This window comes from Roseateles sp. PN1, from assembly GCF_038419725.1.
In the GTDB taxonomy this organism is placed as follows: domain Bacteria; phylum Pseudomonadota; class Gammaproteobacteria; order Burkholderiales; family Burkholderiaceae_C; genus Paucibacter_A.
In genome coordinates this window covers 25486-39633 of record NZ_JBCARA010000002.1, presented here as the reverse complement: position 1 = coordinate 39633, position 14148 = coordinate 25486, and the positions used below count along the sequence as shown (strand labels likewise).

Annotated in this window: 16 protein-coding genes and 1 pseudogene; 11 read left to right on the top strand and 6 right to left on the bottom strand. The window is 49.9% G+C overall.

All coding sequences use genetic code 11. The features are described 5' to 3' along the window. Nucleotides 1-245 precede the first annotated feature (245 nt). The 5 genes from AABB87_RS02965 (at nucleotide 246) to AABB87_RS02945 (ending at nucleotide 3479) form a co-directional block, all read left to right on the top strand. Complete coding sequence (locus AABB87_RS02965) at nucleotides 246-662, top strand: hypothetical protein (RefSeq protein WP_341969738.1); 417 nt, start codon at nucleotides 246-248, stop codon at nucleotides 660-662. 107 nt (nucleotides 663-769) lie between these two features. Further along, the gene (locus tag AABB87_RS02960; RefSeq protein ID WP_341969736.1) at nucleotides 770-1279 is read left to right on the top strand and encodes a hypothetical protein; all 510 of its coding nucleotides are present in this window, start codon (nucleotides 770-772) and stop codon (nucleotides 1277-1279) included. Further along, the gene (locus tag AABB87_RS02955) at nucleotides 1276-1833 is read left to right on the top strand and encodes a DUF4116 domain-containing protein (RefSeq protein ID WP_341969735.1); all 558 of its coding nucleotides are present in this window, start codon (nucleotides 1276-1278) and stop codon (nucleotides 1831-1833) included. The genes AABB87_RS02960 and AABB87_RS02955 overlap by 4 nt, the downstream gene beginning before the upstream one ends. Beyond that, nucleotides 1830-2135 (top strand): DUF4116 domain-containing protein, encoded by a 306-nt coding sequence (locus AABB87_RS02950; RefSeq protein ID WP_341969733.1) that lies wholly within the window; start codon nucleotides 1830-1832, stop codon nucleotides 2133-2135. Before AABB87_RS02955 ends, AABB87_RS02950 begins: the two co-directional genes overlap by 4 nt. Before the next feature lie 39 nt (nucleotides 2136-2174). Further along, nucleotides 2175-3479, top strand: coding sequence for an RES domain-containing protein (locus AABB87_RS02945; protein ID WP_341969731.1), 1305 nt, complete (start codon nucleotides 2175-2177; stop codon nucleotides 3477-3479). A gap of 1 nt (nucleotide 3480) precedes the next feature. Here AABB87_RS02945 and AABB87_RS02940 read toward each other — a convergent pair whose 3' ends face one another. Next, nucleotides 3481-4296: a hypothetical protein gene (locus AABB87_RS02940; protein WP_341969729.1), complete on the bottom strand. Its 816-nt coding sequence runs from the start codon at nucleotides 4294-4296 to the stop codon at nucleotides 3481-3483. A 4-nt stretch (nucleotides 4297-4300) separates the two neighbouring features. Continuing rightward, entirely contained in the window at nucleotides 4301-5167 is an 867-nt protein-coding gene (locus AABB87_RS02935) for a hypothetical protein (RefSeq protein WP_341969728.1), read from the bottom strand. Between the two features lie 145 nt (nucleotides 5168-5312). Here AABB87_RS02935 and AABB87_RS02930 point away from each other — a divergent pair, with 145 nt between their 5' ends. The 6 genes from AABB87_RS02930 (at nucleotide 5313) to AABB87_RS02905 (ending at nucleotide 9461) form a co-directional block, all read left to right on the top strand. Continuing rightward, entirely contained in the window at nucleotides 5313-5708 is a 396-nt protein-coding gene (locus AABB87_RS02930) for a hypothetical protein (RefSeq protein WP_341969727.1), read from the top strand. Nucleotides 5709-5749: 41 nt separating this feature from the next. After that, nucleotides 5750-6100, top strand: a complete 351-nt coding sequence (locus AABB87_RS02925) for a hypothetical protein (protein ID WP_341969726.1) — start codon at nucleotides 5750-5752, stop codon at nucleotides 6098-6100. Continuing rightward, complete coding sequence (locus AABB87_RS02920) at nucleotides 6097-6903, top strand: N-6 DNA methylase (protein WP_341969725.1); 807 nt, start codon at nucleotides 6097-6099, stop codon at nucleotides 6901-6903. Before AABB87_RS02925 ends, AABB87_RS02920 begins: the two co-directional genes overlap by 4 nt. A gap of 17 nt (nucleotides 6904-6920) precedes the next feature. Next, nucleotides 6921-7436: a hypothetical protein gene (locus AABB87_RS02915; RefSeq protein ID WP_341969724.1), complete on the top strand. Its 516-nt coding sequence runs from the start codon at nucleotides 6921-6923 to the stop codon at nucleotides 7434-7436. A gap of 115 nt (nucleotides 7437-7551) precedes the next feature. Further along, nucleotides 7552-8571: a DUF4116 domain-containing protein gene (locus tag AABB87_RS02910; protein ID WP_341969723.1), complete on the top strand. Its 1020-nt coding sequence runs from the start codon at nucleotides 7552-7554 to the stop codon at nucleotides 8569-8571. Between the two features lie 86 nt (nucleotides 8572-8657). Continuing rightward, nucleotides 8658-9461: a hypothetical protein gene (locus AABB87_RS02905; protein ID WP_341969721.1), complete on the top strand. Its 804-nt coding sequence runs from the start codon at nucleotides 8658-8660 to the stop codon at nucleotides 9459-9461. 44 nt (nucleotides 9462-9505) lie between these two features. Here the strand turns inward: AABB87_RS02905 and AABB87_RS02900 are convergent, their stop codons facing one another. The 4 genes and pseudogenes from AABB87_RS02900 to AABB87_RS02885 form a co-directional block, all read right to left on the bottom strand. Then, entirely contained in the window at nucleotides 9506-9853 is a 348-nt protein-coding gene (locus AABB87_RS02900; RefSeq protein WP_341969719.1) for a hypothetical protein, read from the bottom strand. Between the two features lie 114 nt (nucleotides 9854-9967). Further along, a pseudogene (locus AABB87_RS02895) lies at nucleotides 9968-10036 on the bottom strand (hypothetical protein); the annotation flags it as partial. A 196-nt stretch (nucleotides 10037-10232) separates the two neighbouring features. Next, a complete protein-coding gene (locus tag AABB87_RS02890) occupies nucleotides 10233-13409 on the bottom strand; it encodes a hypothetical protein (RefSeq protein ID WP_341969717.1) in 3177 nt (1058 codons plus the stop codon). A 104-nt stretch (nucleotides 13410-13513) separates the two neighbouring features. Then, nucleotides 13514-14095 (bottom strand): hypothetical protein, encoded by a 582-nt coding sequence (locus AABB87_RS02885; protein WP_341969716.1) that lies wholly within the window; start codon nucleotides 14093-14095, stop codon nucleotides 13514-13516. Nucleotides 14096-14148: the final 53 nt, after the last annotated feature.

Below are 14148 nucleotides of genomic sequence, written 5' to 3'. Positions count from 1 at the left end.
ACTAAGGAGAACCATCATGATTTATGTATTTTTAGCGATCATTTTTGCAGTGCTAGCGATTTTCGCAATGAACAACTACAGCAGACTCATTGACTCAATATTCTTGGGCTTGAGCAATCTGAACAACAAACTAAACAAAGGAAAGGCTTGAATATGAACAAGTATGACACTCACTACATCAACAAGAAGGCTGCACTTGTGGCGGCAATCATCATCACACTTTTGGCAATAGGAGGTTATTTATTATGAAGGACGAAGAAATTGACTACAGCTACGGCCCGAAATTAATGATGAAACTTGTCTATTTTGGCTGCTTTCTGATCTTTGTGGTACTTGGGGCCGAACACCTCATTCAGAAGAAGAGGGGGGAAGTGAACAAGATGGAGATTGAGGCCAGCGAGTACAAGCAAGAGTCCGACCTTGCATGTGCTCAAGCGAATAGGGAGACTCTGGACTTCATAGGAAAGATGTACTGGGCCGACCCAATGAAGTTCAGCTTGACCGAAGAAGAAATGATTGAGAGAGCAAAGGCAGAAAGACCTAGTCTCTACTCTGAATTGATTGAGAAGAGGGCGGCTAAAGAGAAGATTTGCGGTGATGCCGCAATCATGCAAGCCATAATGGAGAGCAATGTCGAGGCAAGAAAGAAGATGTTCCTATGAACGGAATTTGCTCAACAAATTGCCATCCTAGTGATGGCTTTTTCTTGCTTTAATATTTGACATTCGCCTTGAATTTCGTATATTAAATAGAACAAGAAAGGGAATTCATGAATAAGAAACAACAGGATTTCATCAGCGACTACCAAAAGGCTCTGGACCAAGAATTCAGCCACTTCAATGCTGAAGCCGCAAAACACCATGCCGAAGGCGAAAAGCTGACCCCAGCCCAATTCAAGAGTCTTGATGAGAAGGTTAAGGAAGAAGACAAGTCACTTCAGTTCACTAAGGAGAAATTGGCGAGCTACGACCTCTCAGTGAAAGAGGCCAAAGAAATCTTGGCCCACAAGTCTCCATCTGAGTTCTTTGGAGTGGACGACATCAACGGTGCTGACTGCTACCGCTTCATGAGCTTCAGTCTTCGCAACAACAAGGAAGTCGCTCTAGCTGCCGTGCAGGCCGACCCCAAGATGTCTCGCCACTTGACCCGTGGGCTTCAAGAAAGAGTCCAAGGCAAGAGCCCAGAGCAGACCTTGAAGTCCGATCTAGTGATGGAGCAGATTCAAACGAAGATGGCTCAATCCCGTAAACCTTCTATGAGCATGGGGATGAGCTTGTGAGTGAGTTCAACAACGAACAGATCAAATTCTTCACTAAGAGCCTTGTGGACTCGGGCAAGCTTGACTCAATGTTTAAGCTCATGAGCAACGACAAGGATTTCATCAAGCAAAGCATGAAGTCTAAGCCTGGTGTACTAGCTCATGCCTCCGCAGAACTTCGCGATGACAAGCAATTCATGACGGAGATTTTTGAAAGCCATTCCAATTGCGGACACCTTCTCCAGTACGCTTCAGACAGGTTACGTGACGATAAGGAATTCGTCAGCAAAGTGCTGGAGGGTGGAGGCTTTGCGTTTGAGCATGCTTCCCTAAGGCTGCGAGCCGACAAAGAGATTGGATTGCAAGCAGTCAAGCATGGCTGGTGGGATGCAGTGAGGGACTTTGGTTCTCAGGAAATCAAAGGCATCGTGAGCTGGAAGTCAACCGACGAAGCTATCAATGCACTTGAGGATGCAATCCTGACCGAGAAGAGAATCGAGGCACACGAGAAGCTTCAATCAACCCTCTCACAGAAGGGGCCAGCTCCGAAGCAGAAGTTGGGGATGAAGCTATGAAGTTCCCCGAACGTCCAGCAGTGAACATGGAGGCGATGAGGCAGCAATGGCTTTCCGCCATCGCCCACAACCCCATGAACCTTCAGTTCGCTCCACCCCTCATAAAGAACGACATGCAGGTTGTCTTGCTGGCCGTCTGCCGAGTGCCTGACTGCATAACCTTCGCCAGTCCTCTGATTCAGGACTTGTGCCGCGACAAAGACCCCGTCAAAGCCTTGGAGAGCTTCCTTGCTCACCAAACACATGAGCCCAAGCGATTGACTGGCTGGCTCAAGAGCGATTCCCTGAAGCAAAGGCTCTAATCCGCCTCTTACACTGGGCCAAACCATCAGGGAGAAAAGATGATTTGTTCGGCCTGTGTCACACCTCAGCCCCTCAAGAATTTCATCAATGCCAAGGGCCTTCTGGGCCATTGCAGCTACTGCAACCAGACAGGTCAAACAGTCGAGAAGCAAGCTCTCTTTGACTACATCTATGACCGTGTTCGGGAGAACGTGGCTGGTGAAGATGACCTCTCCCACTACGAGCACGATCTGATTTATGAGCTGGGCTCAGATGTCATCAATGTGAGCAGCTACGACATCGTTTTGATGGAGTGGTTCAACCTCGGTGATGAGCCGTACTTTGATGAACTCTGCGATGCTGCCCCGCACGACTTCAAGATCAATGTCAGAGGGAAGGAAACCCACTTCTACAACGACGATGGCCTCTTGGAGCGGAACTTCTATGAAGACCGCTGGAGCCAGTTCATCGACGGAATCAGGCACTCACACCGCTTCTTCAACCCGAATGCCCGTGGCTTCCTTGATGATGTCTTCAAGCTGCTAGTCACTGAAAACGATGAGCTGAAGCCTGAGGTTATTCGCACCTTGGATCGCGGGACTGAGCTGTTCCGTGCCCGCAGTGCCGATGGCTACAAGAAGGCCAAGGAAATTGCCGACGATCCAGCCTCACAACTTGGCCCAACTCCCAAGGACAGGGCCAGCAGCCAACGGATGACCCCCAACGGGATTTCAGCCCTGTACTGTGCTCTTGAGAGAAGCACTTGCCTGAGCGAAATCCGATCCATCACGGGTGACGATGTGGTGAGTGTCGGCATGACACCCATCACGAGCCTCAAGCTCTTGGACTTGACCAAGCTGGAACAAGTCGAGCCACCCCAGCTCACATTGCTGGACATCGGCTACTTGGACTCCCAGCACCTCAAGACCTTCATCAACTCGCTGGTCAAGAAGCTGTCCAAGCCAAAAAGCAAAAACGACGAGCTGAGCTACCTGTCAACTCAAGTCGTCTTCGAGTACCTGCGGCTTCGCTTTGGCAAACAGGTCGACGGCCTGGTCTTCCCATCCGTGCAGACAGGAGAGAAGGGCACCAATGTTGTCCTGTTCCCTGAAGCCAGTGTCATCAGTGCCCAGCAGTTCACGAAGCCCGCAACCGAGTTCCCATTTGAAGATGAGCCTGAGTGTGTCTTCGAGCCCAAAGCCAGATTGGCAGTCGTCAAAGGCTCGCTTCGCTTCCACAAGATTACAGCCATCAAGACCGAGGCCATCACCTACCACCGGCTCAACAACCTGTTCATGACTGAAGAGGTTCGCAAGCGATTTGGTGGCATGTTTGACTTCGAGATTGACGACGAAGTTTCTTGACCTAACGGCTTGCCTGCCACCGCTTGAACCACAGCGTAGAGGCCCGCAAAGAAATCTTCATCAGGTGGGCAGCAGCATAGGGAGTGGCCTTGGCATTGAAGAGCTGGAAGATGCAGCTCTTGCCTGAATCTGTCAGGTTGCCATTGGCCTTTTGATGTTTGGGGTGGAGAGGTTGGGCCGACTCCATCACGGCCTTTGGAATCGCCCTGATGGACTGGTTGGTCTCTTCAATGAGCTGGTTGAGCTGAGCAATGCCCTTGTCCACCTTGGCATTGAGCCGCCGTATCTCCAAGAGGTAGGTTCGCTCAGCAGCCTCGAAGGCCAAGCTGTCAAAGCTCAACTCCATGACGAACTTGCTCATCATCCCGTTCTTGACCTTGTCCCGAAGCTCAGCAGCTCGCTTCGCGGCCTTGTGGTCATAGCCTTTGACTGGCCCAAGCTCGCCATCGAAACGCACGAGTTCTGAGTAGGCCCCGACATCAACGGTCATCTTGTGGATCTGATGGCCGATTGTGTTTCGGTAGTCCACCAGGTCTTTGATTTCATCGCTTTCGGCCTGGTCAATAACACCCTCTGCAACCAAGACCTCACGGGCCAGCTCCAGCTTCTTTCCCTCTTTGGTCTTGACCTTGCCATCGCTGAGCCGATCACCATATCCGGTGAGCATGTCGCTGACCTTGATGGATCTGAGAATGAACCGCTTCAGGTCTTCCATGTAGAAGAGCACGAGCACGATCTCGAAGGCCCTGAGCTTCAGAACATTGGCTTCAAGAACCGTAGGGGCATGGCCTTGCGGCCGATGTTCACGACGAGGCATAGGGTCAGATGTTGTCCTCAACGAACTGGGCCACACCCGCACCGAACAGGTCAGTCATTGCCTCTTTGAGCCCTTGGGTCAGGAAGTTGGCAACATCCTTCAGCAGCAGCTCATCAGACCCATTGCTGACCACGGCAGCGGCCAACAGTGCAAGCAGCCGTTGCGGTTGAAGGATGGGGTAGCGGTTCACTTTTTTCGAAAACTTTGAAGCTGCCAAGAGCTTCTTGTGAATGCAGTAGTGATGAGCCAATGGGTTGGGCTCGAGGACCACCAGCTCTGCCAGCGAGAGAAAGTTGTCTGAACGAATGTGCTCCATTCGCGGATTCGCAGCTTCCAGCTCTTCAGTCCGCTTCTCCGCTTCTTGGACACGAGCAAGCCATTCGTCAGCACCGTACTTGTCGATGTTCTCGAACACATGGGGAAGGTTCAAGTCCGAGACATCAGGGCTTGGCCGTGGCCGAAACCATGCTTCAGTGATGCTCAACTCCAGCAGGGCTTGAGCAAGCTCTAGGTTGTCCATTTCCCGCACGGGCACATAGGAGGCAACCATCCAGTCCTTGTGATTAGGCTGGCTTCCTATGGCCTGTTCAACAAGCTGGCGAGCAACGACCAGGTCGAGGGCCAGGACCGACCACAAGGGCAGGGCGAGAGGGCCATGAAACCATGTGTCAGCAGTCCCAACCAACATGAGGTTGACGACCCGAACCGTGGACTCTAGGGGCTTGGCCTTGCCGCCCCTGTACTTGCTCCACAGGTCTACCGACGACAGCACGGGCACCTTCTCATGGAGCTGAGCCAAGGTCTTGCACTCGGCCACGGCCAAGCAGTGAGCAACCCATGTTTCGCCTCTGAGCTTGTCCAGCTCGCTCACATCCCCCGCTGACTTCGCCATCCGTTAGCTCGCTTTTTCCTGTCTGTCAAGGAACGGAAGGCCCGTTCTCGTTCATCGAGAGCTTACCGCCCTTTTGGAATAGTTCATTCCATCGCAACAACGCGATTCAACAAGGAGATAGCAAATGAACACCACTACCAATGAACTGGCTAAGGAATTTGAATTCGATGTCAGCATCTATACAAAAGAAAACTTTGAGAAGCTTACTTTGGAAGAACAGAAGTTCGCCGCTCAGATTGCAGAAAAACTTGCAGCCGTAAAGCTCATCAATTCTTTTCTTGCTTATTGTCGCAATGAAAATATTGACGACCGTCTGAGTGCTTGTGCCAATCTTAATTTTGATGAATTTATTGATCATCACGGCGGTCTCGATGGTGAATCAAAGAGTGCAGTGAAAAAACACCTCGCCTACTTCATTTTTCACAATATTAAGAATGGCACTCTGGATGAGGTCTATTCCGCGATTGTGGCAACGAATGGGAAGATTTCCTTTCTCAACGAAGCAGGTGAATTGGTCTAAGCCAAACCTTCAAGACACTGTTGCCAACAAGGAGATAGCAAATGAACAAGCCCACTACCCATACCGAAACGCTCTTCTGCCGCCACGCAATTCAGCACTTTGTCAATGCATTCTTCAACCAATTTCAGCCCAATGAGCGGGCAGAGGCACTTGGCTCAATCAATGTCCTCAAGGATATCTCCAACAATACTGATGATGCCCATCCTCTTGCCAAATTCCGTGAGTACCAAGCTCAGTCTGTCATGCAAATTCTGGTTGGCCTCTATCTCAACGGAAAATTTGAACGGACACACTCCATTGAGATTGACATTCTCGCGGAGGGTGATGGTCTTCAAATTTCTGTCAATCTCATGCAGGAAGAGCCTGAACAACAAGCGAAGGTGGCAGCATGAAGAACAACGACATCAAGAAGGCTATGGACAAGCTCAGTGCCATCAGCAAGCACCGGAGCCGTCCCATCGAAATTATTCAGGACATGACTCAGGGCCTCTTCAACATCCTGACCACCCCTCAACTGGTTGCCAGTGCCGCCCCCGTTAGCGGCTTCTACTACCGCCCTGAGTTCAAGACCAATCCGAGGGACTTCCATCGTCAGCCCGAGGCCGACAAAGCCCTGTTTGAGGCCATCACGATTTGGATTCGCACCATTGCTGAGAACGAGCCGTTCACGGATGTCATGAACGAACTCTTTGCTCCCCACCTCGGGGAGTCACTGGGCCAGTTCCTCACACCTCCTGACCTGGCCGCTGGCCTGCTGCCCTTCCTTATGGGTATCAATGGCCCCATCGTTCCGCCTGAGGATGAGATCCACATTGCTGACCCCGCAGGCTGTGGAGCCGGCTCCCTCATCCTCGGCCAGCTCAAGTACATCTATCACGATGAAGGCCCCGAAGCCCTCAGCCGCGTCCATGTCACTGGAGTCGACCTTGATCCCACCATGGCAATGCTTACCGCCGTTCAGATTGGCATGAATGTCCTCATCCACGGTGCCCAACCGGCCAGCATCAACATCCACTGCGGCAATGGGATCACGGACTACGACGATGAAATCAAGGGCTACGGCCCCAAGACTCTCATCTACCTCTGGGAGCGGATTCCCAAGTACACGAAGTCCCTCAGTCCCCAGTTCAATGCCTGCACGGAAATCATGAGCAGGTTCAAAGAAGAAGAGGGCAAGCTGAAGAAGGCCGCCTAAACAGCAAGGGAGGAATCATGCCTAGTCACTACAAAACCAAAGCAACAGCAATCAAACACATCCTTGCTGGAGAAAGCTTCTGGACTGCCAAATTCAAGAACTTCTGGGAAGACAAGGAGGTCGTCAAAGAAGCAGTCATCCTCAACCCCTATGTCTTCGATCACCCCAAGTGCGGAGTCAAGAATGAGTGGAGGTGGGATGAAGAATTCACAAACGAAATTTTTGAACGCTCCAAGTGTCCACACCCCTTCGGATTCAACGGCTCTCGCTACCTCTCTTCGAGCTTCGCCAACAATCGAAAGAAAGTGTTGAAAGCCCTTAAAGATGGCAAATCCGAAGTCTGCCTCTACATGGATGAAGCCTTTTACTCCGACCCAGCAATCATCAAGGCCATGCCCACAGCATTTGGTGCGCCTTGCTACATCGATTGGCCTATGGGGCTTTGCTTGGATCGAAGTACAAACAGCCTTCAGCTCCACTTCACTGAAGACTGCAACCAGAGCCCATCAAGCTTCAGGTTCGCAAACCAATGAAGAGGATTCGGGACTACAACAGCCTCATTCAGAAACTCTCCAGCAAGTCACACTCAAGAGAGCTGGAAAAAATTTGAAGTGGCTTTAAGAAACTCTCTCACTCACAAGGGATGCTATGTACACGACAAAAGAAGAAGCAATCAATGGCGTGCTGGCAGGCAAAGAATTCAAGAATGGAGAATTCGACCTGTTTCGTAATGATTTCGAAGTTTCATTTGAGGCCGTAAAGAAAAATTACGATGCCCTTGAGTATGTTTCCAATGAACTTAGAGGAAACAAGGAGATTGTCCTAATTGCAGTGAAAGAGTACGGAAGAAGCCTCAAGTTTGCCTCCGACGATTTGAAGTCAAACGAGGAAGTTGTCTTGGAGGCTATCAATACACACGGATCAGCCCTTGAATTTGCTTCAATGTCGTTTCGTGCGAATAAGAATTTCGTTCTTAAGTCGGTTAGAAAACAGGGTTGGGCACTTGCCGAAATGTTGGAGGAATTCAAGAGTGACAAAGAAGTCGTGCTTGAAGCTGTAAAAAATAATGGCTTGGCTTTGGAATATGCATCCGACAAACTCAGAAATGATAAAGAAGTTGTGATTGAGGCCGTTAAACAGAACGGAAACTATCTCAGATTCGCTTCTGACACTATGAAGGATGACTGGGACGTTGTTTTATCCTCAATCCGATTTGGTGACAGTGGTTTTCAGTACGCTTCAGAGCGACTTCGTAAGAGTAAAGAATTCGTAATGGAGGCAGCCAAATATCGTTGGACGTTTTCATTACTTCTTACTGCTGAGTTGAGAGACGATGCTGAAGTAATGCATGTTTTGATAAAAAACTATGGAGGTGCCTACAAGGAAGCATCAAAACGCCTGAGAGCGGATAAAGAGCTATTCCTTCTCGCTGTATCAACCTATGGACGTGCTCTCTACGGGGCTCCTGAAAACTTCAAGTCAGATATGCATATGGTTCTTGAAGCCGTGAAAAATGATGCGTGTGCAATTCAGTGGGCATCGCCTGAAATTCAAGAACTCTGCAAAGACCAAGATCCCATCAAGGCTCTTGAGTCGGCCATTGCCCACGAGAGGCTTCAATCACTTCTGTCTAACAAACCATCAACAAAGAGAACTAGGCTCTTCTAAGCCAAGCCAAATATTTCATCTTTGCTCTTGCTTTCCATATATCGTTTGATATATTGAATAGACAACAATGACAATAAGGAGCAAAAATGTCAAAACAACTACAGGCACATCTGAATGCCATACAAAGTCAGAAATTAAAGAAACAAGCAATCCTCATGTTGGGATTGGCTGGCAGTGTCGGGAAGACATTGTTCGCTTCAAGAGTTCTTGAAGAAATCAGAAGAGTAGAGCCCTTGGATGCCTATGTGGCTGACACCAAGCACACAGCTCTTTTCTCAAGATTCGGTCAGAGAGGGGTTGACGGAAGACACAACGATCCATCCATTGGAGTCAAGTTGTTTGACATCCGCAACCCAGAAGAAAGAACAGTCATTGGTGAAGCATTGGCTTCCCAATCCAGAAAAATCATCATTGATTTTCCGTATGACTCCATCGCGGAGTTGTTGACCATGCTGGATGGTGCCGAGAACTTCATGGAAATGTTCTCTTATGATGATTGGCAAGTGACCATTCCAAGTGTCATTGCCGACAAGAAGAGCTTGGAGTCCTTCCAGTTTCTTAAAGTCACTTTCCCTGAAGCAAGACACATTGCAGTCATCAACAAGGGACTCTTGAAAGAGAAGGGATTGATTTCACTCTTGCCTGAGATTGAAAAAGAAATTGGCAACGGTGAGTCAATGACCATCAATCAGCTCTTGACCAAGAACATCATCGAGTTGGTTGAAAGCAGACCCTTCAGAGATATTTATGTGCCAAGAGACGAGCGAATCAATCCTGATGGTGGATGGTTCCCACTTGTTGACAGCCCACTGACCAACAGAATGGACATCATGGTTGTTGAAGGCTTCATCAAGGAAACGAGAGACGAAATCAACCGCTTGTTCCCTTAAGGCAAGCCGCCAGTTCCAGCAAAGAAGTCCAAAAGCTCTCCATTTCAGGGGAGCTTTGTCATTGCATAGGCCACGAGCCCAGCACTGAGGATGATGGCTGGCAACATCAGCAAGAAGAGCCCGAGCAGCACCGGGCCAGCCCCGAAGGGCTTGAGTCGATCCAACACCTGAGCCTTCCGCTCTTTGCTGTCCAACAGTGCCTTGATGATTGCCGCCATGTCGTTCCCCTTGCTGCTGCTGACCATAACGGACCAGCCATGAGCAACATTGTGGGTCGAAGGCAAGCAAACACCACTGCGGCCCAATTGCGCCAGGCCCTCAACCGTCGCTTTTCCAGGCAGGGCAAGGCTTCCAAGTCGTTGATTTATTTGGATGTTGCCGTCGATGGTCACGCAATCCGTCCGCAGTCATCGGGTTGTTGAGCGTGACGGCTAGTTCATCTAAGTTCTTGATTTGATTCAGCAATCTGTGGCCGAATTTCGCCCAAAAGAGCACTTCAGGTCTTAAACCGGGCCTAGCAGATAGAGGATTTGCTTCTTTTCCTCCAGCCCTTGCACCGCGTGGCGGAAGTAGCCTTCCTTGTCGTAGAACTCGCCTCCGAGCATGACGAGGTGGCAACGATGACGTTGTTCTTGATGATCATGTTGGCGAACTGGCGGATGTCGTAGCCGTACTCATCCAGCCGCTTGACGGCCACTTTCAAGAGCTGCACGTTCTCGACCATGAAAAGAGCCCTCGCTAGGAGGGCTTCTTCATTTCAGCTTTCCGGGCTCAACGGATGTTCCAAGTCATCCCAGCTCCGATGCTCGCCTTGCCCTTGCCACCCTTAGAGATTCCGACTGAGAAAATCTTCCCGCCATCAGTCACTCCCATTAGCTTGAAGGCAATCGCACTTGATCCACCAGAGCTACCAACTCCAACCCCAACTTGCATTCTTCCGCCGTATGGGTTGAATACAATGTTGGACTGAGCAGAAGCCATTGCATTGGATGAATCAATCTTCTTGTCGAAGCCTTTGATTTCACCTCTCAATGCTGCAATGTCACCCTTGACTTCAGAAATTCTTGAGTCGGTGTAATGTCTATCTTGCTCAGAAAGCTTGTCTGCATACTCCATGGCTTCAGACTTCGCCATGTCGGTGTAGTTGTTCGCCTTAACCAACACATCTGATGTTTTGACATCTGTGTAAGCCTTGGACTCAGCAACCGCCTCAGCCTTTGATTTATCGGTGTAGACCTTGCTTATGTTGACTGCTTCAACTTTTGCAACATCAGTGTAGGCATTAGCCTTCTTCAAGACATCAGCCCCAACTTCATCTGTGTAGTTCTTGCTGATGGTGATTGCCTCACCAACTTTTGAGTCGGTGTAGTTATTTGCTTGAACAAGAGTCTGAGCAGACTTCACATCAACATAGCTTTTCACCTCTCCAACCTTGCTGTCTGTATAAGCATTGGCCTGAACGAGGGTTTGAGCTGATTTCACATCCACATAGCTCTTGACTTCCACTATCTTTGAATCGGTGTAAGTGTTGGCCTGAACCAATGTTTCACCAGTTTTTAAATCAGTGTAGGCTTTGGACTGATTCAAGGTGTCTATGGCCTTGATGTCGGTGTAGTTGTTGGATGTGCTGATTGCTTGCCCTTTGGCCAAGTCAACATCTGCTTGAGTCACACCACTTCCAGATCCACCAGAAGGAATTCCAGCTACCTTGACATCGGTGTAGTTGTTCGCCTGAGTCAAAGTTGTAGAAGATGAGTTGTCGGTGTAGACCTTGGAGACATTGATTGCATTGTTCATGGCATTGTCAATGTCGGTTTGGTTCACAGTGCTTCCGCCTGGTGGCAAAGCAGCAATCTTGGAGTCGGTATAGGCGTTCGCACTTGCTACCCCAGCAGCCACAGAAGTTGTGGTGAAGGTGTTGGAAGTGGAGATCGCTTCAGCTTTGGCAGCGTCCAACTGAGCTTGGGTGATGCCACCACTACCGCCACCACCAGACGGCAAAGCCGCAATCTTTGAGTCTGTGTAGGCATTCGCCTGAGTCAAAGTTGTTGAAGATGAGTTGTCGGTGTAGGTCTTGGACTCGTTCACAGCAGCGGTCTTGGTCCCATCGGCATAGGACTGGCTGGATGTGATGGCCTCAGTTTTCTTGGTGTCCGCATAGGACTTCGCTTCAGCTACCGCAGCGTCGAGCTGGGCCTGTGTAATCCCGCCGCCACCACCAGTTGGTAAGGCCGCAATCTTTGCATCTGTGTAGGCATTGGCACTGGTCTTCGCCGCATTGAGCTGCTGGACGTTGACCGCGTCGTTGTTGTTCACACCATCAAGAACCTGAGTGACCTTGCGGTTGCCCACCGCCACAGTTGTGGCTTCGTTGTTGATGGTGTTGTAGCCGATAGAAACGGAGTTCATGGCATTGGCCTGAGCACCACCACCCAAAGCAGTTGTGAAGTTCTGGTTGGCTCTGGAGTTGTTTCCCAAAGCGGTTCCACCGATGTAGGCCGCAATTGAACTTCCACCCACTGCGGTTGAGTTCATTCCTGTTGCAGAGCTGGATTTGCCCAAGGCAACTGCTGAAGTTCCTGAAGCCACTGCACTATCACCACCAGCCAAGCTGGAAGCTCCACTTGCCAAGGCACCATGACCCAACGAGGTTGCATTGCCTGCAATGGCCGCAGCACCATCACCCACGGCGGTAGAGCCAATTGCTGAAGCATTAGTGGACTTGCCCACCGCTGTAGCCTGGTCATTGGTTGCAGAGGCCCCATCACCCAAAGCAAGAGCCTCAACACCGTTCGCATTGGCTCCACGGCCCATCGCAACGGCTCTGTCCTTCTGTGCTTTGGACAAAGTGCCTTCAGCGATGCTGTTTATGCCAGTTGCTGCGGCCTGGTCGCCAACCGCAATTGCCCCGTTCACGTCAGCATGAGCTTGAGCACCAAGAGCAACCGAATTTGCACCAAGAGCTTGAGACTGATCGCCGGCAGCAAGGGCTGAAGTTCCCTGAGCTGTAGAGCCATTTCCAAGGGCAGTGGAGTTGATAGCTGTTGCAGATGTTCCAGCTCCAACGGATGTGGAATCCAAGCCCATGGCCACTGCCCCCTTGCCGATGGCCACGGCCTCATCATTTGCAGCAGAAGCAGATTCGCCCACCGCGACCGCAGACACACCATTGGCGTTCGCCCCTGACCCTTGAGCTACCGCTTTGTCCTTCAAGGCTTTCGCCCCGTAGCCCTCTGCCAAGGACAAGTTCCCAGTCGCTTGAGCACCAGCACCCTCAGCAACTGAGTTGTCTCCTAGGGCAGCAGCAGAGTCACCAACCGCAACCGCACCCGTTCCATTGCTATTCGCCACCTTACCGATAGCGATAGATCCATCCTTCTGGCCTCTTGCATTGAAGCCCATGACGATGGAGTTGATTCCCGTTCCTTGGGCTGAGTCTCCAAAGACGATGGATCGCATAGCTGTGGAAGAAGCCAAACGACCAAAAACGATGGAGTAGTCACCCGTTGCATTGGCAGATGTTCCAAAAACAATCGCGTCCAAAGCATTGGAAATAGCACTCCCACCGAAGGCCATTGATCCATTCTTCAAAGCCTGAGAAGAAGGACCGAAAGCCATCGAGCCAATCCCTAAGCTCTGAGCACTGAGGCCAATCGCTATAGAAGACTGCCCAGTCGCATTTGCAGCCAGACCATTGGCAATTGAAAAATCACCTAAGGCTTTGGCATTCGATCCAGTGGCCGTGGCACCAAGCCCAGTGGCAGAAGAATCTTTACCTACTGAAGTTGATTGATTCCCAGAGGCCGTGGCATTCACACCAACCGCCGTTGAGTCATCCCCCTCTGCTGTAGCGCCCACACCAACTTTGGTTGCATTGACACCATCGGCATAAGCATTGATTGATAGAAAAAGTATTGCAGTCGCTATCGCGCCTAATCTGTATTTCATAACATCCTCCTTTTATTTGTGTTATGAAATCAATATATCAAATAGAATTGAATTTGCAATAGTGTTTAATATATTCAGATAAAGAAAAAGCTCCCGGGGGAGCTTCATAAATCAGGATTCATTGAATAATCTTTTCGTCTTAACTTGAGCTGTAGCCAAGCACATTTCATTGGCTCCCCACCGATTTGAGCCCAGATGTCCATGGCCCTTCTTGCTTGGAATGGAATTTTCCTCTGATCAGCAATCCACTTCAGATGAAGCCATGCCTCTTCCATTTCAGGAGTCCACTCAGTAGCACCCTTGGCAAGCTTCTCAATCGCTCTCCAGTCTCTATCAATGTCATTGAAGACAACCGGCTCAGATGTAGGAGTAACGCCTACAGGAGTGGCTTTAAGAATTTTCTTCTCAGTAGGTTGGCCGGACTTCTTCCTCTCATCTCGGACTTTCTTCATGTATGAGGAAACAGTATCGTCAGTGATGTTCGGGAAGCCGCGATCACGAAGAAATCCAGCAAGCAACGCATAGCAATTGTTCTTGCCATTCATCTTCCAAGAAGGAAAAACGATTTCTACCCAGTTGTCATGGTTGGCTCGAAATACATCAATGAGCTTGTCTTTCGGGGCTACATTCAAGGCTTCTCTCTTCGCTTGTTCAAGTAAATCATCTAGGTCTGCTTGCAGTGTCATAAATTCTCCAATTCATACGGATTCATACATCAAATTATCAAAAATACTTGGAA